This is a genomic window from Aliivibrio logei, from assembly GCF_001691055.1.
Classification (GTDB): domain Bacteria; phylum Pseudomonadota; class Gammaproteobacteria; order Enterobacterales; family Vibrionaceae; genus Aliivibrio; species Aliivibrio salmonicida.
This window is the reverse complement of the sequence record NZ_MAJU01000008.1, coordinates 58,618-85,112: the sequence shown is the minus strand read 5'-3', so window position 1 is coordinate 85,112 and position 26,495 is coordinate 58,618. Positions and strand designations below refer to the sequence as shown.

Annotated in this window: 37 protein-coding genes; 11 read left to right on the top strand and 26 right to left on the bottom strand. The window is 39.1% G+C overall.

What is annotated here, in order from left to right; translation table 11 throughout:
- Positions 1–53 precede the first annotated feature (53 nt).
- From A6E04_RS04525 to A6E04_RS04430, 21 genes are all read right to left on the bottom strand, one after another.
- Complete coding sequence (locus A6E04_RS04525; RefSeq protein ID WP_065610146.1) at positions 54–2,039, bottom strand: ClpP-like prohead protease/major capsid protein fusion protein; 1,986 nt, start codon at positions 2,037–2,039, stop codon at positions 54–56.
- Positions 2,017–3,495 carry a phage portal protein gene (locus A6E04_RS04520; protein ID WP_065610144.1) on the bottom strand — a complete coding sequence of 493 codons (1,479 nt, stop codon included), beginning with the start codon at positions 3,493–3,495 and terminating at the stop codon, positions 2,017–2,019. The genes A6E04_RS04525 and A6E04_RS04520 overlap by 23 nt, the downstream gene beginning before the upstream one ends.
- Positions 3,488–3,706: a hypothetical protein gene (locus tag A6E04_RS04515; protein WP_023603417.1), complete on the bottom strand. Its 219-nt coding sequence runs from the start codon at positions 3,704–3,706 to the stop codon at positions 3,488–3,490. Before A6E04_RS04515 ends, A6E04_RS04520 begins: the two co-directional genes overlap by 8 nt.
- Complete coding sequence (locus tag A6E04_RS04510) at positions 3,703–5,790, bottom strand: terminase gpA endonuclease subunit (protein WP_065610142.1); 2,088 nt, start codon at positions 5,788–5,790, stop codon at positions 3,703–3,705. Before A6E04_RS04510 ends, A6E04_RS04515 begins: the two co-directional genes overlap by 4 nt.
- Positions 5,765–6,241 (bottom strand): DUF1441 family protein, encoded by a 477-nt coding sequence (locus A6E04_RS04505; protein WP_065610140.1) that lies wholly within the window; start codon positions 6,239–6,241, stop codon positions 5,765–5,767. Before A6E04_RS04505 ends, A6E04_RS04510 begins: the two co-directional genes overlap by 26 nt.
- 6 nt (positions 6,242–6,247) lie before the next feature.
- A complete protein-coding gene (gene lysC, locus A6E04_RS04500) occupies positions 6,248–6,448 on the bottom strand; it encodes an Rz1-like lysis system protein LysC (RefSeq protein WP_244886243.1) in 201 nt (66 codons plus the stop codon).
- Positions 6,441–6,809, bottom strand: coding sequence for a hypothetical protein (locus tag A6E04_RS04495; protein WP_065610136.1), 369 nt, complete (start codon positions 6,807–6,809; stop codon positions 6,441–6,443). Before A6E04_RS04495 ends, lysC begins: the two co-directional genes overlap by 8 nt.
- Position 6,810: 1 nt before the next feature.
- On the bottom strand, positions 6,811–7,338 hold the full coding sequence (locus A6E04_RS04490) for a lysozyme (protein ID WP_065610134.1): 528 nt from the start codon (positions 7,336–7,338) through the stop codon (positions 6,811–6,813).
- Complete coding sequence (locus A6E04_RS04485) at positions 7,319–7,531, bottom strand: HP1 family phage holin (RefSeq protein WP_065610132.1); 213 nt, start codon at positions 7,529–7,531, stop codon at positions 7,319–7,321. The genes A6E04_RS04490 and A6E04_RS04485 overlap by 20 nt, the downstream gene beginning before the upstream one ends.
- 152 nt (positions 7,532–7,683) lie before the next feature.
- Positions 7,684–8,721 carry a reverse transcriptase family protein gene (locus A6E04_RS04480; RefSeq protein ID WP_065610129.1) on the bottom strand — a complete coding sequence of 346 codons (1,038 nt, stop codon included), beginning with the start codon at positions 8,719–8,721 and terminating at the stop codon, positions 7,684–7,686.
- 228 nt (positions 8,722–8,949) lie between these two features.
- Complete coding sequence (locus A6E04_RS04475) at positions 8,950–9,306, bottom strand: hypothetical protein (protein ID WP_065610127.1); 357 nt, start codon at positions 9,304–9,306, stop codon at positions 8,950–8,952.
- The gene (locus A6E04_RS04470) at positions 9,306–10,157 is read right to left on the bottom strand and encodes a phosphoribosyltransferase-like protein (RefSeq protein ID WP_065610125.1); all 852 of its coding nucleotides are present in this window, start codon (positions 10,155–10,157) and stop codon (positions 9,306–9,308) included. The genes A6E04_RS04475 and A6E04_RS04470 overlap by 1 nt, the downstream gene beginning before the upstream one ends.
- 95 nt (positions 10,158–10,252) lie before the next feature.
- Positions 10,253–10,801: a hypothetical protein gene (locus tag A6E04_RS04465; RefSeq protein WP_065610123.1), complete on the bottom strand. Its 549-nt coding sequence runs from the start codon at positions 10,799–10,801 to the stop codon at positions 10,253–10,255.
- Positions 10,798–10,992, bottom strand: coding sequence for a hypothetical protein (locus A6E04_RS04460; RefSeq protein WP_045102187.1), 195 nt, complete (start codon positions 10,990–10,992; stop codon positions 10,798–10,800). Before A6E04_RS04460 ends, A6E04_RS04465 begins: the two co-directional genes overlap by 4 nt.
- Positions 10,989–11,717, bottom strand: a complete 729-nt coding sequence (locus A6E04_RS04455) for an ATP-binding protein (RefSeq protein ID WP_065610121.1) — start codon at positions 11,715–11,717, stop codon at positions 10,989–10,991. Before A6E04_RS04455 ends, A6E04_RS04460 begins: the two co-directional genes overlap by 4 nt.
- Before the next feature lie 9 nt (positions 11,718–11,726).
- On the bottom strand, positions 11,727–12,434 hold the full coding sequence (locus A6E04_RS21465; protein ID WP_083198900.1) for a helix-turn-helix domain-containing protein: 708 nt from the start codon (positions 12,432–12,434) through the stop codon (positions 11,727–11,729).
- Positions 12,431–13,051, bottom strand: coding sequence for an HNH endonuclease signature motif containing protein (locus tag A6E04_RS04445; RefSeq protein WP_065610120.1), 621 nt, complete (start codon positions 13,049–13,051; stop codon positions 12,431–12,433). The genes A6E04_RS21465 and A6E04_RS04445 overlap by 4 nt, the downstream gene beginning before the upstream one ends.
- Positions 13,044–13,283: a hypothetical protein gene (locus A6E04_RS04440; protein WP_065610118.1), complete on the bottom strand. Its 240-nt coding sequence runs from the start codon at positions 13,281–13,283 to the stop codon at positions 13,044–13,046. Before A6E04_RS04440 ends, A6E04_RS04445 begins: the two co-directional genes overlap by 8 nt.
- Positions 13,280–13,411 (bottom strand): hypothetical protein, encoded by a 132-nt coding sequence (locus A6E04_RS21540; RefSeq protein WP_280513399.1) that lies wholly within the window; start codon positions 13,409–13,411, stop codon positions 13,280–13,282. Before A6E04_RS21540 ends, A6E04_RS04440 begins: the two co-directional genes overlap by 4 nt.
- A gap of 12 nt (positions 13,412–13,423) precedes the next feature.
- Positions 13,424–13,969, bottom strand: a complete 546-nt coding sequence (locus tag A6E04_RS04435; RefSeq protein ID WP_065610117.1) for a toxin YdaT family protein — start codon at positions 13,967–13,969, stop codon at positions 13,424–13,426.
- Positions 13,970–14,034: 65 nt separating this feature from the next.
- Positions 14,035–14,259, bottom strand: a complete 225-nt coding sequence (locus tag A6E04_RS04430; protein ID WP_065610115.1) for a helix-turn-helix transcriptional regulator — start codon at positions 14,257–14,259, stop codon at positions 14,035–14,037.
- Positions 14,260–14,354: 95 nt separating this feature from the next.
- Between A6E04_RS04430 and A6E04_RS04425 the strand changes: the two genes are divergently transcribed.
- The 6 genes from A6E04_RS04425 to A6E04_RS04400 all read left to right on the top strand — a co-directional run bounded on the left by A6E04_RS04425 (position 14,355) and on the right by A6E04_RS04400 (position 17,276).
- A complete protein-coding gene (locus tag A6E04_RS04425) occupies positions 14,355–15,011 on the top strand; it encodes a helix-turn-helix domain-containing protein (RefSeq protein ID WP_065610112.1) in 657 nt (218 codons plus the stop codon).
- Positions 15,012–15,170: 159 nt separating this feature from the next.
- Complete coding sequence (locus A6E04_RS04420; protein WP_060990846.1) at positions 15,171–15,428, top strand: hypothetical protein; 258 nt, start codon at positions 15,171–15,173, stop codon at positions 15,426–15,428.
- Positions 15,429–15,460: 32 nt separating this feature from the next.
- Positions 15,461–16,147: a hypothetical protein gene (locus A6E04_RS04415; RefSeq protein WP_065610110.1), complete on the top strand. Its 687-nt coding sequence runs from the start codon at positions 15,461–15,463 to the stop codon at positions 16,145–16,147.
- Between the two features lie 148 nt (positions 16,148–16,295).
- Positions 16,296–16,535: a hypothetical protein gene (locus A6E04_RS04410; RefSeq protein WP_065610108.1), complete on the top strand. Its 240-nt coding sequence runs from the start codon at positions 16,296–16,298 to the stop codon at positions 16,533–16,535.
- Complete coding sequence (locus A6E04_RS04405; RefSeq protein WP_065610106.1) at positions 16,532–16,915, top strand: hypothetical protein; 384 nt, start codon at positions 16,532–16,534, stop codon at positions 16,913–16,915. The genes A6E04_RS04410 and A6E04_RS04405 overlap by 4 nt, the downstream gene beginning before the upstream one ends.
- Before the next feature lie 76 nt (positions 16,916–16,991).
- Positions 16,992–17,276, top strand: coding sequence for a helix-turn-helix transcriptional regulator (locus A6E04_RS04400; protein WP_083198897.1), 285 nt, complete (start codon positions 16,992–16,994; stop codon positions 17,274–17,276).
- Between the two features lie 80 nt (positions 17,277–17,356).
- Here the strand turns inward: A6E04_RS04400 and A6E04_RS04395 are convergent, their stop codons facing one another.
- The 5 genes from A6E04_RS04395 to A6E04_RS20890 form a co-directional block, all read right to left on the bottom strand.
- A complete protein-coding gene (locus tag A6E04_RS04395; RefSeq protein ID WP_065610103.1) occupies positions 17,357–19,192 on the bottom strand; it encodes a DUF3732 domain-containing protein in 1,836 nt (611 codons plus the stop codon).
- Complete coding sequence (locus tag A6E04_RS04390; RefSeq protein WP_065610102.1) at positions 19,189–19,626, bottom strand: three component ABC system middle component; 438 nt, start codon at positions 19,624–19,626, stop codon at positions 19,189–19,191. The genes A6E04_RS04395 and A6E04_RS04390 overlap by 4 nt, the downstream gene beginning before the upstream one ends.
- A complete protein-coding gene (locus A6E04_RS04385; RefSeq protein WP_065610100.1) occupies positions 19,623–20,843 on the bottom strand; it encodes a hypothetical protein in 1,221 nt (406 codons plus the stop codon). Before A6E04_RS04385 ends, A6E04_RS04390 begins: the two co-directional genes overlap by 4 nt.
- 118 nt (positions 20,844–20,961) lie before the next feature.
- Positions 20,962–22,119, bottom strand: a complete 1,158-nt coding sequence (locus A6E04_RS04380; protein ID WP_065610098.1) for a tyrosine-type recombinase/integrase — start codon at positions 22,117–22,119, stop codon at positions 20,962–20,964.
- 9 nt (positions 22,120–22,128) lie between these two features.
- Positions 22,129–22,287: an Arc family DNA-binding protein gene (locus A6E04_RS20890; RefSeq protein WP_083198895.1), complete on the bottom strand. Its 159-nt coding sequence runs from the start codon at positions 22,285–22,287 to the stop codon at positions 22,129–22,131.
- A 111-nt stretch (positions 22,288–22,398) separates the two neighbouring features.
- Between A6E04_RS20890 and A6E04_RS04375 the strand changes: the two genes are divergently transcribed.
- The 5 genes from A6E04_RS04375 (at position 22,399) to cdd (ending at position 26,493) form a co-directional block, all read left to right on the top strand.
- On the top strand, positions 22,399–22,821 hold the full coding sequence (locus A6E04_RS04375; RefSeq protein ID WP_023603441.1) for an Arc family DNA-binding protein: 423 nt from the start codon (positions 22,399–22,401) through the stop codon (positions 22,819–22,821).
- Positions 22,822–22,988: 167 nt separating this feature from the next.
- Positions 22,989–24,413 carry an exodeoxyribonuclease I gene (sbcB, locus tag A6E04_RS04370; protein ID WP_065610096.1) on the top strand — a complete coding sequence of 475 codons (1,425 nt, stop codon included), beginning with the start codon at positions 22,989–22,991 and terminating at the stop codon, positions 24,411–24,413.
- Positions 24,410–24,760 carry a CidA/LrgA family protein gene (locus tag A6E04_RS04365; protein WP_065610094.1) on the top strand — a complete coding sequence of 117 codons (351 nt, stop codon included), beginning with the start codon at positions 24,410–24,412 and terminating at the stop codon, positions 24,758–24,760. The genes sbcB and A6E04_RS04365 overlap by 4 nt, the downstream gene beginning before the upstream one ends.
- Positions 24,760–25,434: a CidB/LrgB family autolysis modulator gene (locus tag A6E04_RS04360; protein ID WP_065610092.1), complete on the top strand. Its 675-nt coding sequence runs from the start codon at positions 24,760–24,762 to the stop codon at positions 25,432–25,434. The genes A6E04_RS04365 and A6E04_RS04360 overlap by 1 nt, the downstream gene beginning before the upstream one ends.
- A 150-nt stretch (positions 25,435–25,584) precedes the next feature.
- Positions 25,585–26,493: a cytidine deaminase gene (cdd, locus tag A6E04_RS04355; RefSeq protein ID WP_023603444.1), complete on the top strand. Its 909-nt coding sequence runs from the start codon at positions 25,585–25,587 to the stop codon at positions 26,491–26,493.
- Positions 26,494–26,495: the final 2 nt, after the last annotated feature.

Sequence of the window (26,495 nt, the reverse complement as noted above, 5' to 3'; positions counted from 1 at the left end):
ATTACCTATAAAAAAAGGAGCTAAAAGCTCCTATGAATTAAAAATCCAACAACTTATTTTGTTGCAAATGTGCCCTTACATAACCCACGGCGATCTGTCACTTTCGCCACAATGTCATAAGTGATACGCATCTTGGCACCATCAGAGGTAAAGCCATCACCCGTTTCTAACCAGGGCTCTTCTTGACCATCCAAGAAGCCCATCACGACGGCTTCAAAGTCTTTACTGGTTAAGCCAATCGCCCCATTCACGTCTTTCATGCGACCGGTGCTGATCACTTCTTTGAACTTATTGAACGCAGGGTTAAAGGCATCAGGCTTACTGGCGGTTGCCAATACCGCTTCAATCATTGGTGCATGATCATGACTTGCCAGAATGAATTGGCTTTCTAAATCTAAAACATCACCACCGCTGGTTTCCGTTGTTGCCAGGGCTTTATGCATCGCAAGAATCAGCGCTTGATAATCACCGGCAGTAATACCCGTTTTATTGTTATCACCATAGAAAATCGAATTTCCATCACTCATCTTTCCAGCAAGGATGGCATTGAAGATCAACTTGTCAGATAAACGACGGCCTGATTGGAAAAACTTACGTGGAATTTTACTCAGCAAGGAAATTTCATCATTGATGATGGCTTGGCGAGTAATACGAAACTCACGACCAAAGGTCGCCAATTGAATTTTCTCCCCCGTTCCTTTGATTAGGGCTTGTTTGTATTCGCCATCTTCCTGAATACCCATTAGATCGGGTGCATCATTGATGGTGATAAGTTCGGTTTCTTTAAAGTTCGGTAAACGCTCAGTGCTTGCAAACTGACGCCACAACGGCGCTTTTACATTCACTTCATCACGGATAACCGTTCGAACCCCTTCGGTTAAAATCTCAGAGAAATCACTGGTATTAAACGCTCGTGCCACCAAGTCTTGCTTACTCAGCCCTTTACCTTCATTGCCTAGTGACGCCTTGGCCATGTTAAGCAGTGAATCACTTGAGAATGAATTGTCCTTCTCAACCGTTTCAGTGCCTAAACGGGCGTTTAAGGCGTTTTGTAATTCCGCTTTGATGTGGTTGCCGTTGCCAGCATGAATGTGTGTTGGTGTGACGTTTGAAGGCGTTGGGGTTTCTTTGCCTGTCGCGCTTTGATTACCAATGGCCGCAAGGATTTGAGCCGCGGCATTGGCTTCATCGCAATCCATATCATCAAGCATCGCATTGAGTAATTCATCTTTCACTTTATGTTGAGCGCACAGCCCACGAATGGCCGCTTGGCGTTGGTTTTCTTTCTTTACTGCGTTTTGCAGCGCATCATTTGATTTTGGCATAGTACTTACCTGTTTTGGCTCTTGGGTAGAGGGTGGTATTAAATTGGATAACGGCTCGGCTTTTGGTTTTGGCTCCACTGAAATGGCATTTAACAGTGCATCAGGCGTATGTTTAAACGCGCTTAATGCGTCTTTTGGAATGCCTTCAAAACAGTTGGTTAAATTAACGGGGTCAACGACTTCGTCCACCAAGCCAAACGCGAGCGCTTCGTCTGCGGTAAACCACGATTCTTTTGCCATTGCCGCCAATACGTCTTCATTTGATTGGCCTGTCTTTTCAACATACGCATCCGCAATGGTTTGTTTGGCGTTCTTAATCTGAGTGAGTGCGCTTTCAAGTTCTTTCTCTCCTCCCCATGCCCCAATCGATGGATCGTGGATCATAAAACTCGCGTTTTCTGGCATCTGAATGTGATCACATGCCATCAAGAAATACGTCGCAATGGACGCTGCGAGTCCATCCACAACCCCTGTGGTTTTTCCTTTATGTGCCTTAATGGCGTTAAACATGGCTAAGCCTTCATAGACTGAGCCCCCAAAGCTTTTCACATGAAAAACGACGTCTTGAGTACCAACCGACTGAAGCGCTCGAATTAAATCAATCGCCTCAATGTCATAGCTCCCAATGTCGCCGTGTATCCAGACTTTCACTGGCTCTGCATCACCTTGGTTCTTTAATGTAAACCACGATTTAGCGTTGCTTGCTTTTGGCATTATTAACCTCTTTGTTTGAGTTAGATGAAACCAAGCTATGAGCAGGATCGGATGTACTGACGATGTTCATATCATTGAGCTGCTTACGCTCCGATTGCACTTCAAGGCGTGTTGCCAGTGGGCTGATGTTTCGCTCACGTTGTGCCTGACTTAATGAGAACAGCGATAAGCGAGTGCCTTTTTCAACCCCTGCCATCTCTCTTGCAGGATCAATCCATGGCATCACCGGTGCTTGATAAATCGCATTAAAAACCGAATCCTTATCCACGCCTTTTGGCACTTTCACTTCACCAGAAAGGATTGCCATATTGAGCGCATGACGGTATTGAGGACGGGTCCAATTAAGAATGAACTTGCGTTGAAGTACTCGATAACGTGAATAGCTATCGACCAGCTCTTGTCGTTGTGATGAGTAACTGCCGTTGCTGTAATCTCGAGTTACGCTTGAGTTATTTACTCCCGCACCAGAGCTTGCCAAACGAAGTTGAGCATCACGAAATGGCGAACTCATCGCTTCCTTGCGGTTACTCTCCACCATGCCGGCATCTTCACCGGGTGAAAGCTCAAAGCTGTTACCCATGCCAAGGAACATGTCACCATCACGCTCTAGTGATTCATCACTGGCCGCATCACGTTTAATAAAGTAAGTAAAACGGCTGGCAATTTGTGCGCTGACTCGTTCGGATTGGTCGTAGTCGTCAATGTCATCAATCAGATCCACAATCGAATGAAGCAATGAAATGCCACGGTTTTGATGTAACCGCCGTGAGAACTTCAAGTGCACCATAAAGACCGCATCGATTTCGACAAACTCAAACCCATGCGCGTCTTGCTGAATCAGATAGCTGATGGCTTGGCCTAACTTGTTGCGCTTAATCCCCTCTAACACGCCATTTTCAGGCTCATTAATTCGATGAGGAATAAAATCAGGCTCAAACGGCTGAATGGCAAACGGCGTATTGGTTGGATATAACAGATCCGCATGCTTGCCCATGTATAAACGGCCAAACACTTCACCATCACGCAACCAAGTACGACACGCTAACCACTCGGTTTCACTTCGAGAATGCTCAGCATCGATGTTTTGATTCAGAGAAAATAGCTCTAACCATTTACTGATGACCTGAGCAAACTCGGTGTGGACTTCTCCTTTCATATCGAGTGGTTGTGGTTCAATCATGATCCCATTAGGACCAATCACGTTAGAGCAGAGCTCATCCAAAATACCCGTGACTAACGGATTGTTTTCATCCATGTGGCGAACACGCTCACGTACTGCCTTTGCGCCACGATTGACGCTATTGGCAGAGCCGGATGATTTCTTATTAGGTCGTTTGGTATGAGGATTACTAGGAAGTGAGGCGTTGTATTTGTTGAGAAGCTTTCTGTCGTATTGCCGTTGAAGTCCAGATTTGGGGTGAAAATACCCCACCATTTTATCGATTAAATTACTCAAGATAATTTCTCCGTATCATGGAGCGACGACCACCTTGCCGAGAACGATTCAATTGCCCTTCCAGACGCAAGATTTCAGCACGAACGTGGGCTAGATTGGCTCGGGTTAACTTCTCCCCATCCGCCGTTTCAACCGCTTGGCCTTTTAATATCTTGCGCTCAGCGTCGTAATACCACGACAAACGCTCTTGGGTTGTAGGTGCTGTTATCATCCGTAAATTCCTTTTGAGTGTTTGTAACGACGTTTAGGTTTACGAACAAACTCATGCTGCTCGATTGAATCACACACATTGCTGTTAAATTGCCATTCGGCTGCCCACGCCGGTGGATTATCCCAATGGATACTGTCACCACCTTTGTAATGCATTCCGGCTTCCGCGTAGTTACATAAATCAAAGGATTCATTTCTCACCTTGGGTGGACACTCCCACAGCCCTTTTTCATTAATAAATTCGGCGGTTAGCTCATCAAACCATGAGCGCTCAGCCCAAGCTGGAAGATGAAAGAAACGCGCACCAAACTCTTCACGCTCATAGCTAGATGAGACACGGTTTTTTAATCGGTTGGTATTGAGCAGCAATAAAGGAATTTCACCGTGAGCATGTTGACTTCGCTCATCAGGGAAGCTTTCTTTGACCAAGTCTTTTTGGTTGTGGCTTGAGCCTTTAACTAATCGAAATAAGTGCTCAAGACGTTTGTGTTTTAAGCGCTTAAAGAACTGATAGGACAATTCCGTCACACTGGTGGCTTTACCATCTTTCTCAGCCCCCGAGCCGCCAGAATCACACAAGGTTAAAACAGGCTTCATGCTGCGCCCTGACTCATCCGCCAAGGGATAAGTTTTTGCTATTACTTGGTCAATCAGTAAATCCCAATCTTCAGCATAGATAGCAGGGTTAATGCGATCATCATTTCGGTGTGGGTTCATGACAATTTCAAAGCGATCAATGATCCAACGTTGCAGCCCTTCACCAAACACTTGCGCCTGAACAATGAAGCGAGGGTTTGATTTACCTCCTTGAACATCGATAGACATTATTAAGAAACGCCCACCATGAGGAATAACCCCTCTTGGATAACTGCTGGCACGTTCCATCAACTCATGAGCGCCAATCTCAGAGCCACGACCTTGCATGATGTAAGAGCGCCCAATATTAACGTTCATAAAACTTTTCAGTGACTCTTCATCACCAGAGTTATTATATAATTCCTCTGCATTTAAAAAACGATACACCAACTTATCCCAGCTCGCATACGCTGCAATAATACCTTCAAACCAAAACGTAGCCCATTTTGATTTGCGTATTTCGCTTTCATCCGTAACCACTTCCCCAAACTGATCCACTTCTCCTTCACGAAACCATCGTCCATCAAGATTTAATGCCCGTTTTTTGTTTTCAGTGATCATATGACTGCATCGAGGGCATTCAACATACGCTGTTTTTGCGGCTTCTTGGTAATCGTCTAATGGCTCCCATTTTAATACTTCAAAATGAGGTAAAAAATACGCTTCACAATCAGGACAACACCAATAAAAACGGCGTCTATCCCCTTGGTTATACAACTCAGCAATGCCGCCACACGGTTGCGCCTCATGCGGTTTTAAATCCTCGATACGTTTTGGCATTCGAACCACACGACCAGGCGAGCTTTCGGCCATCGCCATACCTGAACTCTTAGCATTCTGAACTCGCATTAACATGAGCTGAAACTTCGAGCCTTCTTCACCCACAGCATCGTCGCCACGATCATAATCGGTACAACCGGCATAACGATACGTTGCGGCGGATAAACTGGTTTCAGTTGCTGAATCTAACTTTAAGTTCATGCCATTTTTAAAGCGCTTACTAGTAATGTTATCGTCGGCTTTTCGTCCTGTTCGTAACTTGGCAATCTCTTGAGTGGCGGCAAAGCAACGCGCCAAATCAACCTTACTCATATCATTGGCTTTGGTTTTTGTGCTGTAGATGAGCAGCATGTCACCAGGCGCTTGAGTTACTGCATAATTAATCCACCCTTCAATCATGGCTTTTGTTTTGCCTGAACGTGCCGGACCAACCACAATCACCGCCTCATAAATACGGCGATGTAAACAGTTCATCGGCTCACGCATATAAGGTGCTTGAGAAGACATGAACTTGGTAATATCTATGCCATCTGACACCCACAAACCATGATCTGCTGCTTCAACGGGGGTTTTATCTGCGGGTAAACAAAGATACGCCAGGGACTTTCTTATTGCTTCTGCATCAGCAAACACGACACCCAATTTAGGATGGTACGGAGGAAACTTCATCACACACCTGCTTTAAGTCTTTATTAAACAAATCTTCCAACAGCTCCAACTCTTCAGGCTGTGCGTTAGGAATGGCCGTTTCAATTCGAGTAATGGCGTTTACCGCGAACGTCTTCATCGAGGCAATCACCAATCCGAGTTGGCTTTCCATTTCATTTGTTGGTACCAATAAATGAGCGTCTTGTTGTAGGTTTAGCTTTTCACGCTCAGCTTGAACAAACGCACGAAGCTCAGCGGCGGTTTTGAACCCCATTAGATCTGGTGCATCGGTTTCTTTCATTGGGGCTTTGCATAAATACGGAGCCACTTGAATGATGTCATACAGTGGCGTATTGCCTTTGTTGGCGATGGGCTCGATACCGGCTTGTTTTAGTTTCTTGCGAATGGTTGAGCGGTGATAATTAAACCCTTCAAGCTCAGAGAGATTCCACAGACGTTTTTCATTATTCATAAAGCCTCACTGAATCGAGTCCTCACCGTATCCATAAAAACGGCGTAAATGCTGAATTTGATTAGCACACAAGCGCCATGCTTCTAACCACACTGGATCACGTAATACCGCTTCACCGTAAGTTTTGGGTGGTGATGTAAATGGAATTTGGCATTGAACAAGGTAAGCGGATGGTGGAACAATCAAACGATCTTGATATTCAGTCACCACCTGTTTGGTAGTACAGCCACTTATCAGCGTTAGGGATAGGCACATCACGACAAGTTTCATGCTTAATCACCTCTTTAATCACGGTTATCGTTTGAATGGTTTGTTGTTTTTGTTTGGATTGCTCAAGCGCCAATGCATCAGCTGCCACTTGAGCTTGTTTGATTTCTTGGTTTAAGTTGCTAATGGTTAAGGCCAAAGACAGGTTCTTGGTTGCTGTATCTAGTAGCTCAGTTTTTAGTTTGCCGTTGTGAATGGCTTGGCTCTCAACAACATCAAATAAGTAAGCAATAGAAAGCCCACAAGCGAGTAATAATCCAAGGGACAAGTACAACGCCACGTTCTTGATTGAAAATGCCATCTCACCACCCGTTTAAACACGCTTGTTGTTCAATGTGACGACGCTTGACGATGCCAGCGCAATTGCTTTCTTTTACTCGACAATCTTTACCATCGACATACACCCAACGAAGTAACTCATTGCACGCGCCGGTGATGTCGTTTTGATTGAATTTTTTAAGCAGTGTTGAGCGTTGGAAGTTGCCAGCACCGAGGTTAAACACAAAGCTCACCATCACATCGTATTGTGCTTGGGTGACATCCACAGTGAGGCTGTTATTAACAATGGTTTCTGCAGAGGAAATGTCGTTTACAAAATGGGTCGCAATATCTTGGTTTGAAAGTTCAGTATCGGGTTTTACTGATTTGGTGTGGCCTACCCCAACAGTCCATACATTGGCACTGCATTGGTAGGCCTGTGTTCGGCACCCCTCCAAATTTGCGATATGCGATAAACCTTGTTCGCTGGTAGCCAAATTGGAGTCAATGCCAAAGACAATGCCCAGTATGACACCCACTGAACAAATGGCTTTAGTCGCTAATCTTTTCATATAGTTTCTCGCTGATGGGACGTTTGCGAATTTCTTCGAGCGTTTTCTTTTTATAATGGCGGTTAATGAACACGGTAGACACCACGCACACACCACCAACGATGCTCATCCAATCTTGCAATGAGAACGCACCAAACAAAACAAAAGCCCAACCAGAGACATACGCGGATAAAGAACTTATCTTTTCTTGCATATTTCACCCATAAAAAAAGCACCTCGAAAGGTGCCAGTAAACGTCATAAATTGCAGGTATAAAAAAACCCCGCCGGATGGGCGAGGTTCTTCAATGTGGTAATTATGCTTTATTATTAAGCATAAATCAATGCATATTCATAAGGCTAGTAATTACAACCCCCACTTTATAGAGGATATTTTCTCTAAATTATTCAAAACATATTCGTTATTTGGTTCTATTTGTCGCCAAAAAAGTAGTTTTCCCTCTAGCGATAATAAATAATTAGGTTTTCTAATTTTCATTTTTCCAATATGAGAAACCAAACCAAATGTATTAATATAATGTATTTCTTGCTTAATTAAGCGTCTTGTTTTCCTAGGTAGTGTTAAAAACTCGCCTTGAACTGATATCCCAGTAACTATTTTTTGTTTATCGCCAATAATTAACTTTGTCTTTTTTTCATTAACTTTAAAACCAAAATCATAAATTATATCAGTGATTACCTCTATAATTTTATGAGGAACATAATCACCAGAAAAAGCCATATCATCCGCATATCGCGTATATGATATGTTATATGATTTTGACAATTTATATAATCGGCTATCAAGACTTACAAGTAAAATATTACTAAGAGCTGGACTTGTAGATGCACCTTGAGGTAATCCATCATTTAAACAACAAAGAGATGCTAACGAATATGCCACATTATCAGAATAACCTAAACCTGAAAAAAAATTCACTATCCAATTTATAGGTATCGATGGGAAAAAATCCTGCATATCCATCTTTAATAATGCATTTTTACCTAAGTGTTTTTTTGCATTAGTAACTATTGACTTCTTTGTTCTATACGCATGAGCACAAAAATGTAAATTTCTGCTTTTAAGTATATTATTATAAATCCAATCCTGACACATCAATAATGATGGATAAGGTGCAGATATACATCTTTTCCCACCGCTTCGCTTAGGTATCTCGAATTCTCGATAAAATTTAGAAGAATCGTGAACCATTTTGTTTAATTCACCATATTCAATACCAATAAGGACTGATAAATGTTCAACTTCAAATATTATAGGCAATTGTTGGTTTGTTAATTTTTCAACATATGATAAATATTGGGGAATTAAATGATCAGATATCCCTCTATCAAGAAAATAGAATTTCCATTCATTTACTACTTGTTCTGTCTTTTTACTATTCATAATGGTGGGATTAGCTTGCAGAAGCTACCTTCTATACTTTGCACATTATCATTAAAGCTTGAATATTGCGCTTGCGTGATATTTGAGCTTTAATGCCCGAATGAATAGCGAAGCTATTCACGGCAACTTACAATTTTCGCGCTCTTTTGAAAATTGTAAGTTGTGGTTAACATCTACCTTAACCTGAGAGCGACTACACTCCTACATACTAGCTTCTGCAAGCTAACGTCACTCTAACTCATTATTTGTATTATTAAAAGTTTTTTTATCTAATAAACTAACACTAGGGATATACAGCTCATTTACTAATAATTTCTTTCCAAGAAAACGTTCTGGAACCTGCCGCCAAGGTTTTTCATTCCTTGTTTTTTTTTGTGAAAGTATTTGACTCTTCCCTTCCTCTGTAATTTTGAAAAAGTCACTTTTCTCTTCTATTATCAGCACTTTTTCTGTTAAATTTTTGATAATTGGAGTGAATGCAGTAAACGATATTTTTGCTCGACGAAAGAGCGTAAAAGCATCTAATCCATTAGCTGATTTCATTAAAATACTTAAAATTGCAATTTCATTTTCTAACATTTTCATCAAGCATCCCCCATAGCTCTTATCAAAATAGTATCTCTTCTTATTTCAGTTAATAAAAAAGGCCACCAAAATATAGGAAATACACTATTCGGTGTATTCCCATTATCCCTAGCGTATAAACACTCTGTTTGACCATAGCCAAAATTCGGTAACGGTCTATCATTATATGTTACTGAAAGTATAGACTCCAGCCTGTTCATTAACGTTAATTTGTTTTGTAACGTATCATCAGAATAAAAATCCGAAATGCCTTTATCTAAAATAATTTGACTACTAAAATCAATGCCGGATTCTTTTATTAATTCTGCACCGACTGTAGACGATACTAAAGTTCTTACTCTGATAGTAACATCAGTGAAGCCTGCATCATCAAATGTTTTCTTAAGCGTTCTAACTCTTCCTATAACTGTTTGTCCACTACCAACAAACTCATCTATTAAAATAATATTTTTATGTGCATGTCCATGTTTTTTATAAGATGAATATGCCTTTTGAAAATTTGTAATAGCTAAATGTTCTCTCCAGTTGTGCTTTTCTAATAATGGTTTTAAACCATATAAAACAAATTGAGCACTATCACTATTACTGTCACCAGTCATTGCTACTATTTGAGTTGACGCAGAGGATAAATCAGGTTCTGTTACTATCGTTTCTACAAGCTCATTCGTTAATTCACTATATCGCTCTGCGGATACGTGCTCAAACCTTTCTAAGAGCTCTAAAATTAACGTTCGTTCGTCCTCAGTCTCGCAGTCTGTAAATAATAATTTCACCAATTCATCATATCGTTCAGAAAGCCATGGTTGACTTTTACATAAAGTAAACAGTATTTTGAAGGTTTTCTCATTCATTCGATTAACATAAATTATATGATTTAGACTTCCCGTAAATTATCATAATTTTCAATTGAATATAATGGTGTGTTTAAGATTATATTACATTTTAATTAAAGCACAGACAACGCCGCTGCATTCCTCTTATCTGAAAGCCAATCAACCAAGGCTTTGATAACTGGCATGTAGCGGCGAAAGCGTGAATACGTAATCCTCAAAGTTAAACAAAAGTATGCAAAACGGGTTTCTTGAGTCCACTGAATACGACCATCATCGCAACATGGGCATTTACGTGTAACGCGGTTCTTTGCCTTAACCTTTCCTGAGCCATTACATTCTGGGCAGATTTGGCCTAATGGTTGAGTTGCCTCTGCTATCGCAGTGATGCACAGCGCATTGAGTGCTTTGTCTGGATAGGTTCCGCGCCATGTTTTCATGATCTCATTTGCTTCAATCATCGTTGCTTTGAACAGCTGCTTTGCTGATTGCGCATCATTCAAACATTCTACAAACAACACCAAGAACCCTACTGGTGATTGCTTCCATGCTATCCCTACTGTGGCGAGATACTCTTCTAATGTCATTAACGCTTTGCCGCCTTTTGATGGCTCGTAGTTAATCCCTTTTAAATCAAACTTTGCGATTACACGTTCAATATTCATTTGTTACTCTCATCCACAATAAGCACTCTTGTTTTACCAGTACCAACAAGAGCAAAACGGTTTGCGATGGTGATCACCTCACCTTTGATATGTTTAGCGGCTTCTGCAATCGCTTGGTCCCAATCAGCGCTTAATGCTAATGGTTCCATGTTGACGGCTTGGCCACCTGCGTCGTAAAAAATCCCTTTCATGACACCGCCTGTAATTTCTTGTTCTTTCTGAAGCTCGGCCATGAGAACGTTACCCACTCACCGTTATTTTCTAGCAAACGTTCCATCACTCGTGGCCCTAACATCTCAGTTAAGTTTTCAGTTTGCAGATTGGTAAGAATGCCCGTTGGTTTCTCGTTGGTGTAACGTGCATCGATGATCATATTCATCATCAGTTTTTCATGGTCGCTCATGCGTTGCAGCCCTACTTCATCAAGAATTAATACATCCAGATTGCCGAGGTACTTCATGAACTGTGCTTCAGTCGTGGTTGAGTTTGGTTTGTACTTGTCACGAATTTTAAGCATCAAATCCGCTACGGTGATCACAAGCACTGAGGTTTTACGTGCCATTAACCGGTTCGCAATGGCACACGCCAAATGATTTTTACCTGTGCCTGGTGTACCAGAAAAAACAAAACTGCTTGTTGCGCCCTTGCGGTAATTTACTAGCCAGTTCTTGGCTTGGTTGTACGCTTGGCGTTGGCCTTGGCTCTCAGTGATGTAATTTTCAAAGCTACAATTTAGGTGACGTTTTTTGATACCGCTGCGACCAAAGATGGATTGCACTTGGCTTGTTCGGTAGCTGTCACGCGCTTTGTCTGATGCGCTCTGCTCGCACTCCTTCGCAATTTGTGCCATGCGTTCTGGTGTGTGGGGAACAATATGCGCTGGAATGATTTGTTGTAATCTAGCCATTAAATTCATGATAATTCCTTAGTAACCTTTGGGAGCGGCAAACTGCGACGCATCAAGATCTGGTGAATATTCCGCAATCTCGTTCATGCGACTTGCTGTGTTCGTCTTGAGTTCAAACAACCCTTGCCATTCGTTATCGATGGATTGATCGACAATCCGTTGCTGTAGTTTTTTATCGTTGCGAGATAATTCAAGCAGCTTGGTGATGCCACTGAGCTCACCACGCTGAGTTTTGTATTTCTTCTTGATAGTTTCTCGATACTCAAGCCATTGCTGCCATGCAACCAGATTTAACTCTTCAGGAATTTCAGAATTTTCGACCAAAGATTTTTTTATATTTTTTACTGGTTCTAATTGACTGGTTCTATGACTGGTTCTGGGTGACACAGGATCACTAGGTTGGTGATCCTCTGACACTACCCTTGGTGATTGTGTGTCACTAGGGGGTGACAATTTGTCACCATCTAAATGAAGGTGATAAATGTTGCTAGAATTGCCCTTTTCACCCTTACGATAAGTCAGAGTGACTAAGCCAGATTCAGATAATGCTTTGATGTGACGCATGGCTGTTCGACGGTCGATTTCACACATCTCAGCAATGTGATCATACGATGGCCAGCACTTACCGCTGTCGTTCGCGTTATCGGCCAATTTAAGTAAAACGAGCTTACGAGTAGGATTACCCACTTTAATGCTCATGGCCTTTGCCATTAAGATCATACTCATTGATTAGCCCTCACTTTTTCAAATAACATCACTTCGAGCTCTGCTATCACTTTGGCGGTTGGTCTTAGCTCTATAGGGAGATCATTCACTCGATTTTGATTCATTCTCATGTTGACGAATTTAGTCACGCAGCAAAGGTTTTCAATGGCAGAATTTAACGGATCACCATCGAAAAATCTGATCACATGCTTAACCGGGATCGCACCATTATGTTGCTCCCACACCACATGATGTTTATATCGATACCGTGTTTCAGCGTCAGTGTATGGATTATTCTCTGCAACTTTAATCAGAACAAACCCATCCTTAGAACAAATTCGCTCATGCCCCAATGGTTTTTGATTGGTAGGTTTTACTCCTTTTTGAAAACTGCCTGAATTCGGTTTACACACTCCTTTAGTGCCCGTATTCCAAGGTTGGTTGCCTTTTTTAAGCTTGCCATCACGGCCTGTCAGCCAACCATGACGCTTACAAAAAGAGGAAATGGCAGAAATATTTACTTGTGCACCAAACTTTTGATTAAACAAGTCTGCGAGTTCCTTTCTAGGCAATACACAGTTGTTTTTTAAAAAGGCTTTCTCTTCATCATTGTATGAATGGCTTTGTCCTTTAGGCATGAGATTTACCTCCAATCATTTCTGGTAATTCTGTTCTGCCTGCATACTCTGTTCTAAACCGTTGAGCATCGAGCGCAAGCCTTGCATTATCGACAATTTGTTTTGATACCGTGGCCACCGCTTTGGAGCGCTGAATTTCTTTCTGTATCTCTTTATCAGAAAGACTTTCATCAGATAACCGTTCTATTTGAGCGAATAAGTGATTATTCAAATCAATCAGTTGATTTTTCATTTTGCCGCCCTCGCCTTGCTTGCTTCAAAAATATCGAATGCTTTGCTACGAGAAACAACAAAGCGGCAGTGCCCATTGTTAGCGATCCATAACATCTGGCCGTAGTAGTTTTGATATGAAAGACTCATTGCACAAAGTCCTTATTTCTTATTAGAAATTAAAGTTTCTAGATAATTTAAAATTGGCTCATGAGCGCCCTCGCTTTCTTGAACTTCTTTGAAAGCAGCGCGAAGCTGGTCAATGCTTGCGTTTTCGCTTAACAGAAGTACAGAACGAAGTGCCTCACCCGATTCTTTACTAAATTGTGCCAAGAGTTGATCTCGGCTGACTTGAGTTTGATTTGCTCCAATGGCAGCAACAGAGAACCCAAGTGGATTAAAAAATTGGTTTAATGCAGTACACGCCCTATCCACTGGCATCACGCTGATAATGGCTGGCAATAAATCCATAATGGTTGCTTTGGCTTCAACACTGCTTCGTTCGTTATAGCGAAAGAAGTTTTGAGTGTTGTTCTTGTCATCCGCACCAGGAACTTTCAGCAGCTCTTTACGCTGTGCATCGACTTCTTGCGGTAAGCCCATCTTGAAATACGCGCTTGCGACTTTCTGAGCAATAAACTCTTTGCTTACTTCGCATCGCCACCCTTCGATGGCGTTACGCATAACGCCTTTTAAACTGGTTATCATGGTTTGTCCTTAGTACTGGTTATTTATACAGAGTGTTATGGTTCACCAGCTATCAAGAATCACTGCTATTCTTTAAATTCACTCGTTAATGAATTAGGAAAAATATCTTCAAAAGAGCATTCAATACCTATACGTCTAAATGCATTGATAATTTTCCAACACGTAAGTAATGGCGGTGTACGAATTTCTTGCTCATAATTTCCAATAGTTGACGTAGTAACACCAATCAACTTAGAAAATGCAGCTTGGCTATAATTTGCCTTATTTCTATGTTCAGAAATTTTATTCATGTATACCTCCTGAAAATAAACATACACACTTTGTGTCTAACTGTAAACACAAAAAGTGTGCTTACTATGTACACGGAACGTGTTAATTTAATAATATGAATAAAAAACAAGAAGTCGGAAAACGCTTAAAGCATTTCCGTGAAATTAAAGGCATTAGCCAAAAAGTCTTAGCCGAGTTATGTGGCTGGGGAGCTTCGCGTGTGGGTAACTATGAGGCCGGGGTAAGAAGCATAAACCTCGATGATGCGGAGACTTTAGCTGAACATCTAGGTATTGCGCCCTATCAAATATTGTTTGATGTAAATGAGTTATCGAACACATCAGCAATTAAAACGACTCAACCCTCCTTTAAAGCGAGTTATCCTGTAATTAGCTCAGTTCAAGCTGGAATGTGGAAAGAAGCTGTTGAGCCATATAACATAGATGAAATAGACAGTTTCATTGAAACTACAGAGCGCGTAAGTGATTGTAGTTTTTGGTTAAAAGTTGAAGGTGAATCAATGATGTCAGCAACTGGCGTTAGCTTTCCACCTGATACTATGATTTTAGTCGATCCTAATGTTGAAGCTGAAAATGGAAAGCTTGTTGTTGCAAAATTAATTGATGTCAATGAAGCTACATTCAAGAAATTAGTCATTGATAGTGGTAGACGCTTTCTAAAACCTTTAAATACAGAGTTCCCTATTCTACTTATAAACGGGAGCTGTAAGATTATTGGTGTTGTTGTTGACGCTAAACTTAAATTATTTTAAATAGTAAAAACTCTTTCTTTATCAAACCGCCCTCGTGGCGGTTTTTTTATATCTAAATTTTCTGTCCATGACTTTAATTTAAATAAATACACATTTCGTGTTTGACATTAAATACACGATATGTGTATTATTAATTCAACTTCAAACACGGGACTGAATATGAAAACACTTTCTTTAATCCATTTATCAAAACTTGCCTCTACGGCTGAGCAAGTTCGCCAGAGTATTACTTTAGGCAATATCGCTGTAAGCCAGACAGCACAAAACCACCCAATCCGCGATGAGTTTAAGGCTTTTGAAGTTGAGGCAAAGTCGCTGTTAGAAACATTCACAGCAGAAGTAAGTGATGAGCTGATCTCGAAAATTGAGAAGCTACAAATCACCGCTGAGAATATTAATAGCAGATTGAGTTATTGATACCACCCATTTACCCAAAGCAGGATTAAACCATGAAAGAACTACACGAAGTTGTTAATTCACACATCACATCGATGATTGAAAATGGTGCACTGAACGACATAATCGCCGAGCGACTTAATCAAGCAATCAAAGAATCTGTTGATGATTCAATGCGTTCATACGGTGATTTTGGCAAAGCATTGAAAGAGAAAATGAATGCATCTCTAAATCACGCACTTGAAAATGTCACCTTCCCTGAATACAACAAGTTTGTAAGTGACGTTGCAATACAGGCTTATACCGACGTTTTAAATGAACAAACTAAACCTCAAGTTACAGAAACAATTAAGAAGTACTTAGAACCAACTCCTAAAGAAATAACGGCTGAAAATCTACTAGATAAGATTGCTGAGTACTGGAGACAGACTTGTAATGAAGAAGGTCATGAAGAAATAGAGATTGAGTGGAGTGATAGTCATGGAATGCATCTTAAGATTAAGCATCCTGAGTATGATTGGGAAACAATAAAAATCAGCTGTTACGACCATCGAGATACAGGCATTTTCAGTATCGGATATCTATCTGAAGAAAGATCAGGTTGTTTATCTGGAACACTAAATGGAGCAACTCATAATAATGGTTTACGTGGATATTTATATAAATTGTATTGTGCTGGGACAACGATATCTGGCTTTGATGCTGTTTATGGTGAGAGCGTTTATATTGGCTGGGATTAAAAAGAAGAAAACCCCTATTAGTGACCAAACCAATAAGGGCTAACTTTGTGCAATGAGTCTTTCAACTCGCAATCAGTATATAACTGGCTGACCACCAATTACAAGTACTTATGCTGATTGCTGGGTTTCACCCAAAAGGAAATGTGTAATGAGTCTATTAACTTATCAAAACAGTCACGAAGCGTTTATTGGCAAACATATACATGCCGCTTTACAAACTGACGGCTATGAAACATCTGATATTAACCGAGGCATTCAAGAAGCTCTTCGTTTCTATCGCACCACTTGTACTTTCACCAAAGGCCGAGTGTTTGATTCATGCTTAACAAAAGCTCGCAACCTTCTTAAACCAATTAAAAAGGAAAAAAAGAAAGGTAAAGCAGCATGAATTCGAATGACAAAATCAAAGAGCAGAACCGTAGACGCGCAAAAAAGTTAAGAGATAAAAAAAAGAAACACGGTGTGGTTGATCTTCGTGTTCCTTTGCACTCTGTTGAGCAGAACAAACTTGACAAGATTTGTGAGTTCTTCGCCCTTCCTGATAAAGCGTATAGCAGTGAAGAAGCTCTCCAATCGTTAATTCATCGGGTTTATTCCGAGATACCAAAGATTGAAGCGGATCTTGGTACGTGTGAAATGTGTGGTGAGCAATTACCACAAGGTTGCGCCAAGTTGAAAGAAGGCGGCCTTTTTAAAGGCGATAGCAACTGTTTCCATACAATTAACCGTGTACGAATATTTGAACCAAGCAAGGAGGCTTCACAATGAGCTTAACAATTTATGGCATTGGCTGTTTGATTTTTTATGTGTGTTATTCATTCTCAACAAAGAATAAGGGTTAATTATGGAGAATAACTATCCTGCAAGCATGGCTTTTTCGTATTCAGTAAAGCCTTTACCATCGGCAGCTCCAAGCAAAGAAATAGAAGAAGAACTTGGTGCTGATTATCCTAAATCATCGAAGCAGTTGATCTGCCATGATGAGGTTTTAGATATGTTTTGTCTTACCAGTAAAGCAACAGTGTATATGTGGCGCAAGAACCGAGGCTTTCCACCACCAGTAACAAGAATGCCGCTTAGATGGTTACGTTCTGCTGTTGAAGAGTGGAAGCTGAAGATTGGGAGTTAGTGGAGAGGCTGATGTTTTAAAGGACAAGAAGCGTTGAACTTATTGTCCTTTTCACATTTATAATTCAAAAAAAGTAATAATCAGCTTATATTCTCAGCTTTTACAAGTGCATTTCCTCCCCTAAAGACTTCAACAATATGAACATTTTTCATATCATGAACAATACTTACGGGGATATGTTCTAAAACAATCATTTGAAAATCATTTTTATTCACTACTTTATCGCTAATAAATTTATCTAACAATTTGAAAGCACTTTTTATTTTTGCTTGATCACTACTACTTAACTTTTTCTCTTCTTCTGACTCATCACCATAATATGGCCTACTTGGTTGATCAATAATCAAATATGGCGCTATAAATGGCGATTTGTTTTGCTCAATAATATCATGCATTGCTAGTGTAAAAAATAAATGTAAGAACATTTGATTAGAACTACTACCAACATTTTCTATATATGTAGTTCTAGGCTTTCTTAAGCCCAAACTTTTGTTTTTGTAATCGAATACAGGAAGGTAATTCTGATAGTTCTCTAAAGATTCACCTACAGTTTCCATATATTCTGAAACAAACTCTTCTATCGCTCTACAGGTTAACTCTTTCTTAATACTAGTATCTTCAATTATTATACGGTCGATTTCATCTTTTATTAAGCTGATATCTTCAAGTTTTTCATTAACATCAAACTCACTAAATATTTTGGCTTTCGCTTCGACTTGGCCAAGGAAATAATACTTCTCTTTTGAAGATGCATAATCAAACTTCTCAGCAGGATAGCTTTCTAATTTTAAATTAATCTCTTTTAGCTTACTTTCAAGTTCATTGATTTTATCATCAACTTGAATAGTCAATGGTGTTTTATTTCGTCTTTCTTTTTTTATTATAGCTAATTGTTCAGATAACTGACTTGTTATCACATCAAAAATTGAAGTTTTAATAATCTCATTATCAACTTCTCTTAAATACTCTATAGGCTTTATTTTATCCTCTAAAGTAGTTAACGATTTTTTATATGACTTATATTGTAAATCAAATAACTTTAACTTTCTAATTTCATTAAATATCTTATATTGTTCTTTTTCTATTTTATTTCTATTATCAGTTTCGTCTTCGTTAAAAATATTATCTATAGTTAAGTTAGATATAAACTCCCAAGCAGTAACATCATCAACATCGGATTCTACTATAGAGTATTTCTTTGCAAGTTTGATTATTTCATGTTGTTCCTCTTTAAAAGTATTTGATTTACTAGAAAGTTTATTATTTTTCCTTTCAACTCTTTTTGATTTTGATATTAATTGTTCTACTCTGTCTTTTTTTACAACATTTTCAACATTTTCAATACCTACAGCAAGATCAAATATTCTTGGAAGTGCTTCTCTATATCTATCTTCCGTTTGTTTATCAAAAAATACACCTGAATCATTTTCAATTATATTTCCTGAAATTGTATTAAACATCTGAAAGTAACGAAGAGATATTTTAGAATTTGGTTTATGAAAATTTCCACCAATTTTTATTTTTGCATTTGAGTTAATCGAAAAAATAGAATCAAATAACAACTTCAATGTCTTTTTATCTGAATTCACATATGGTTTGTTATTCGTTTCTAAAATTTCATTTGTAAAATAATAATCTTCAGATACTTTGGATACTTTCGGCGCTCTTCTCGCAAACGTAAACTGCTCACTATTATGCTTTACAACGAGGCTATACCACGCAGCATTTTCATTTATAGTACTCTCAGATATTTTGCTGGAAGATGCAAAAAAGCAATAATCAATGATTTCAGTAATGGCTGTTTTACCTGTATGACTACGACCTGTAATTATATTTACTTTATTAGGTAAAAATTCTAATTCTCTGCTAGTACCATTCTTAAACCAAATGATAAGTTTACTAATGTGAAACTTCATAAATAGATCCTTAAATGCAAATATAGATAGTCCGATGACTTATTTAATATTTCTGAAATGCAAGCGGCTGATTTATAGTATTTTTCTATATTATTGCCCATTCTTTTTTCGTATTTAATTTCTTTTAGTAAGATCACCTCACCATCAACAATAGATATATGTTCCATTTCATACATATACTGAATTGCATTTATAGCTAATGATAAATTACTATTATATACATTATCAAAATTAGAAAATAACTCAGGATGGCTTATTATCAACTTTTCTATAGATTTAGGTAACTTTGCTTTCCTTGATAATTCATTTAACATTTTCTTTTGATATACAAAAGGATATATTAACATAACTTTGTCTAACGATAATTTTTTCGATATCGTAAGCACTGAATTAATAGCAAAAACACAATTTGCCAAATTTATTTGATTGTTCATTTTTTATATTTATCCCAATCTTTTCTCCAGCCTAAACATGGAATATCTGACAAGTGATACAAGTAACCATTTGAAATTGACAAGTCATTAGGTAATATATCAAAACTTATCGGGTTTTCTCTCATATCATCTATAATATCAAGAGCTAAATCATTGTGAGATAATTCATCAAAACTTTTCCTATATTTTCTTTTCCACTTATTCTCCCACATCAATATAGTATTACCTCTTAAATTTTCAAATTCAAAATCGGTAATGTCACCATCAGCTTGCCATGTGTTAATATTACTCTTAGCTTTAAGCATTTTTGATGTATAATCAACCATAATACCTAAATCATCGTCTGGTATATCACCAATTTCCATTAATTGTTTTATGAAGGTTAACTGTTGAAGTTCATCAGGTAATGCCTCATCAAAATGATATATTTTCAAACTTGAATTTTGAAAGAATTGGAAATGCTTTCTATATTTTTTATGAAAATCGTCAAAAGAAATAATAATTTTATTATTTCCCTTTACACTAAAGAAGTTATCTTCTCTAATAGATGAATCTATTAATTTAAATGCATTTCTTAAATCTTTATCATTAATCATCTTAGCTTTTATTGCATTATGACATTTAGATATTATATATTCTTCACCTAATTCAAAACTAATTTTCTTTATAAATTGGTATAGGACATCTTCAGAAAGAGATAATATTTCTGCTGAATACTTCGTTATTGATTTCGACGTAGATTTATCACTAATGGCTTGAATGAATGACTTTAAATCTGGCGCGCCCACTTCTCCATTAATAGTTTTGTTAATTAACAATGCTACTTCATTCTTTTTAGTTTCCGATTTATTCGATGCCAAAACAAATAAAGTTTTGTTAATAAACTCTAACTGCTCATAAGGGAGCCCCCTTCCTGAAATAGGGTTTTTAATTAACTTAGCCCAGTTTGAAAGTGTTTTCCATAAATCATCATCCATAGTTGTTAAATTGACAGGCTCAGTTGTAACCTTGGATTTTTTTATCGTATGCTTTAACTGATAGAGCACTTGAATATCATTATCCAAATCCGTGTGAACATCATCTTTACACTCTAAACCAGCACTTTGCCCAGGCTGAAGACATAGTACTTTCCAAAGAAAAAAATAGTACTGATAATCAAAACCAATACTACTTTTATCAGCAGCTGTAGCGTCAGAATAACATTCAGTAGAAACCATTATAACTATCTCAAAAATACAGGAAGTATGCGTATGCTATTTTAAGTTATGGTAAATTGCATGTAAAATTGCTCTAATATGTGAATAATGAAGCAAAGTACCGATTAAAAACTGAGTTTTACATTTTATTTACTAACTTTGTCGCATAACACTCATACGCTTTTAACTGCTCATCTAACCAATCATGCTTATTGTATACGGATAAAACACCTCCTAATTCATGGCCTAGCATCTTCTCCACCACATGAGGCATAACACCAAGCTCTGAAGCGCCTGTTGATAACGAACGTCTGAAGTCATGCGTTCGCCAATACTCAAGCTTTAAAGTCGCTCGTAAACGACGAATGTATTTATTCGCGGCTGAGATGGTTATTGGTATGTTCAAATCAAAGCCAGGGAATAACACATCATCATACGTTGCCATTACTCGTTCTAATATTGACCTCACTTTGGTTGGTATTGGGCGACGAATTGGCTTACCTGTTTTACTTAGCTCTTTAGGTACTGTCCAAATCCCTCTTTCCATATCAAAATGGCTTCTTCTTGCTAACCGTAGCTCTGAAAGTCGATTACCCCATAACATAGTCAGCTGGTGTAGCGTCTTATTGGCGGTACTTGCTTGCGTTCGTTCAATGGCTATCCAAATTTCTCTGAGTTCGTCCCATGTTGGCACTCTTGTTCCTACTTCTGATGGCGTTCCTACATGGCGCTGCTTTAGTCGATCAAAATTTGTATTATTGATTAAGAACTTATGTTTGCAGTAATTTAGACATGCTCGCATCTTGGCAAAGGTTGAATTAGCCATTTTAGGGTTCTTGTCTGCGATCTTATCTAACCACATCATCCACTCTCGAGCTGTTATGGTTTCTACGTTCTTATCTGGAAAGGCATCATAGAAGTAGTTTTTAGCTACTGATACATACAGATCAACCGTTCCTTTCTTTAATCGGTTTACATGGTTCTCAAACCAATAATCTAGGCACTGATTTAAAGTTACAAAATCGGTGTCACCTGTTAGCGCTATTTCTGGATTTCTACCCTGCTCTCTTAACTCAATCATCTCATGGTGAATGCGTCGCGCTTCTTTAATGCTGATGTTTGGGTAACGTCCGATTCTAATTCTTAGGTTTTTCTTATTGAATCGACATCGATACTGAAAGGTTATCTTCCCTTTTGGAGTTATACGCGCCACTAAGCCTTCACCATCACTGAGTTCTGGCGTTCCTGTGTAGTCTTGCTTATGAATGGCTTTCAATTGTTTATCTAAAATCGCCATGTTATTGCCCTAAATTGATTGCTTGATGAGTGACTGCGTTAGTCGGTAGATTATTTCAGCATTCAGTGAGCGTTGTGATTCTGCTGCTTTTCCCTTTAGCTCTGCTTTTAAGTCATCCGATAATCTTAATCCGTATGGATTCGGTCTTTTTGCTGTCTTTTTATTCATTGCTCCACCCCAATCTTTAACTTGATCTCAAATAGTATCCATTTGGCTACTATTGAATTATGGTAGCAATTGGCTACCATTGTCAAATTGTTCTATAAATTGGGTTAAATCATGACGGCAAGACCACCACAGATTAATGTTCGTGTCCCTACTGAACTTAAAGATCAAATTCATAAAGCTGCAGAACTTAATGGCCGCTCGGTTAACTCTGAGATTGTGAACCGCTTAGAGCAGAGTTTGATCTTGCATAGCGAACCTGAAAGGTTAATTACTGCACAGCAAGCCAAGCTAATGGCTTTGCAAGCACAGCAGCATTTATTTGAAAATTTAAAAATTCGTTCGTTTACTGCTATTAATGATGCAATAAAGCTTGGTAAACTAAACACTGTGATTGATATCTCATATCTTGAAATAGAAGATGAAACAGACCAAGCAGTCTATGCTTTAGTACAACCATTACGCCAATTGCTGATTGAGCTGGGTTATGTGGTTAGTGAATTAAATTCGGACAGTATTTTTGTTGAGTTTAAGTGATTTTTTGGACGCATTGAAAGTCAAAATTGGACACCGATTTGGACGAAAGTGCGAATATTAAACGCTATTTATCTATATATGGCACATTGAATAGATAGACTTTTAATACTTTAACCCCTTGTTTAATTAGGCGTATAATATGAACACGATACTTTTGGAATATAGCCATGAATAGTAGTAATGCCCCGTCCTTCTTCTTCTTTGATTATGAAACGTGGGGAACAAGTCCCTCTTTAGATCGCCCTTGCCAATTTGCAGGTGTGCGAACCGATGAAGACTTTAATATTATTGGTGAGCCATTAGTCATTTATTGTCGCCCTCCTATCGATTACTTACCTTCTCCTGAAGCATGTTTGATTACTGGCATTACTCCGCAAACGGCGGTCAGTAAAGGTCTGTCTGAGCCTGAGTTTATTGCTCAAATCCATAACGAGCTATCAAAACCAAACACCTGTTCTTTAGGTTATAACAACATTCGTTTTGATGATGAAGTTTCTCGCTACACCTTATATCGCAACTTCTTCGAACCGTATGGTTGGAGCTGGCAAAATGGTAATTCACGTTGGGATTTACTTGATGTGATGCGTGCTGTTTATGCGCTACGTCCTGAAGGTATTGAATGGCCAAAAGACGAAGAAGGCAAGCCAAGCTTTAGATTAGAAAAACTCTCTCAAGCAAACGGCATTGAGCATGAAAACGCCCATGATGCGATGGCCGATGTTATTGCGACAATTGAGCTCGCTAAAGTTGTGAAAAAAGCACAGCCTAAAATGTTTAACTACCTACTTTCTATGCGCCATAAAAAGAAAGCGGCGACATTAATCGACATTATTGAAATGACGCCATTGATGCACGTATCTGGTATGTTCGGCGTCGATAGAGGAAACATCAGTTGGATTGTGCCTGTTGCTTGGCATCCAACCAACAACAATGCGGTGATCACGATTGATTTAGCGTTAGACCCTGCGGTTTTTCTTGAACTAGATGCAGAACAATTACACCAACGTATGTATACCAAGCGTTCTGAATTGGGTCCTGATGAATTACCGGTCCCTGTTAAGCTTGTTCATCTTAACAAATGCCCTATTCTTGCCCCAGCAAAAACGTTAACGGCTGAAAATGCTATCGCGCTTAATGTTGATCGTGAAGCGTGTTTGCGAAACTTGAAAGTGATTCGTGAAAACCCAGAAATTCGCCAAAAGTTGATCGACTTATACAGTATTGATCCTGGCTATGAGAAATCGTCAAATGTAGATACTTTACTTTATGATGGCTTTTTCTCTCATGCAGATAAAACAGCCATTGATATGATCCGTCAATCAACGCCTGAACAGCTTATTGATTTTGAACCGAATGTGAGTGATCCTCGTATCAAGCCATTATTGTTCCGCTATCGTGCTCGTAACTTCCCGCACACGTTAAATGAATCAGAACAACTACGTTGGCAAGCGCATCTACAAGATTATTTTGAGACGCACATGTCTGATTACGAAACACGCTTTGAAAGCTTATACCTTGAGTCTGAAGGTAATGAGAAAAAGACTGCGATTCTTCGCGCCGTTTATAATTACGTACAACAGTTAGTATCATGATTAAATATATTTACTCTTTTGCTTGGATCTTTGCTTCTTTGTTTGCAGGAAATGGCATTCAATCTTGGTTATCCATATCGGTACCCGGCAGCATTATTGGGATGCTGATATTATTTACCGCCATGGTGGTTGGTGTCTGTAAGCCAGATTGGACGGCCACTGGCTGTCAGTTCTTTATGCGTAATATGTTAATCTTATTTATTCCAATTTCGGTTGGTTTAATGACGCATTTCGATTTACTGCTGACCAATGCAATACCCATTATTGTCAGCACTGCTGGTGGTTCGCTATTAGTGCTCGTTTGTCTTTCATTATTTATTGATCGCCTTGAAAGAGGTAAGCACTAATGTGGGTAATTCTGACTGTTATTGTTTTCTATTCTGCTCGTTGGTTTGCAAAGCGCTACCCTCACCCATTAAATAACCCTCTATTGTTGAGTGTTATGATTGTTATTCCCATTTTAATGGCATTAAAAGTGCCTTATGAAACTTACTATGCTGATAATGCGTTTTTAAGTTATTTGCTTCAACCTGCTGTTGTCGCGCTCGCTTATCCATTGTATGAGCAGCTTCCGCACATACGCGAAAATTGGAAAATCATTCTACTTGCTTGTAGTGTTGGTTCTCTTTTTTCTATGCTGTCTGGTGCATTTTTGGCAGTATGGATGGGCGCTGATATGCAGCTAGTGGCAAGTATTCTTCCTAAATCGGTGACTACACCGATTGCGATGGCTATTTCATCTCAACTTCAAGGTGAAGCCGCTATTGCTGCTATTTTGGTTTTGTTAGCAGGTTTAATGGGCGCTATATTCGCTTACCCAATTTACAACTTAATTGGCATAAAAAGTTCACTGGCCCGTGGCCTTACCATGGGTAACGTGTCTCACGCGCTAGGCACGGCTCAAGCGGCTGAAGTCAACCATCAAGATGCGGCATTTAGCTCGTTGGCCTTGGTTATCTGCGGGATAATTACTTCGCTTGTGGCTCCAATCATTTACTCATTAATGCTAATGATGCAGTAACTACTGAGTAAAATATCACCAAATATGGTGTGACCTCTCTCTCAATGATGTAATTAATGAAAAATTGCATCATTGAGTGTGAGATTGATCTATGTTTCATTTCTTATTCCCTCTAAAATGATCCCATAAAACTTAAGAAGGATCATACAAATGACCACTCTACATAAGAACGCCCTACAACAACGCTTACAAGAAGCCATGGATGCCCTTCCTTCTTCTCTCAATACAGCGATCACCCCTTTAGTTAATGACCAATTCACTGGTGTTATCACTAAAGATAAATTCCAAGCATTATTGGCTCAAAGTCAATTAACGGATAAAGAATTAAGATTGGCGCTGCTTCCCTTAGCCGCGGCATTTTCTGTTGCTCCTATTTCTAATTTCTATGTTGGAGCGATTGCTCGCGGCACCTCTGGACACTTATATTTTGGTGCCAACATGGAATTCAGTAATGTTCAATTAGGCCAAACCATTCATGCTGAGCAATCTGCAATCAGTCATGCATGGATTCATGGTGAAACAGGGATTTCAGACATCACGATCAACTTCAGCCCATGTGGGCATTGTCGTCAATTTATGAATGAGCTAACAACGGCCGATTCATTAATGGTGCAATTACCAGAACGTGATGAAAAATCTCTGCAAGCGTATTTACCAGAATCGTTTGGTCCTAAAGACTTAGGTGTTGAAGGTGGTTTGTTAGCCACAACATCACATCAACTGAGCTTTGAATCGACATCTCCATTACTAATGCAAGCATTCGATGCTGCAAATCGTAGCCACGCCCCTTATTCAAAAAACTTTAGTGGTGTCGCTTTAGAAATGAATAACGGTAATATCTACCACGGTATGTACGCGGAAAACGCAGCATTTAACCCGAGTTTACCCCCACTTCAAGTGGCATTAGTTCACGCGAATATGTCTCGCGAAGCCTTGTCTGAAATCAAAAAAGCGGCATTGGTTGAAGATCACAAAGGGGCAATCAGTCATTTAGCGATTACGACCTGTACTCTTAAAGATCTGAGTCCAAACATGATATTAGAATACGTGTCTTTATAGAT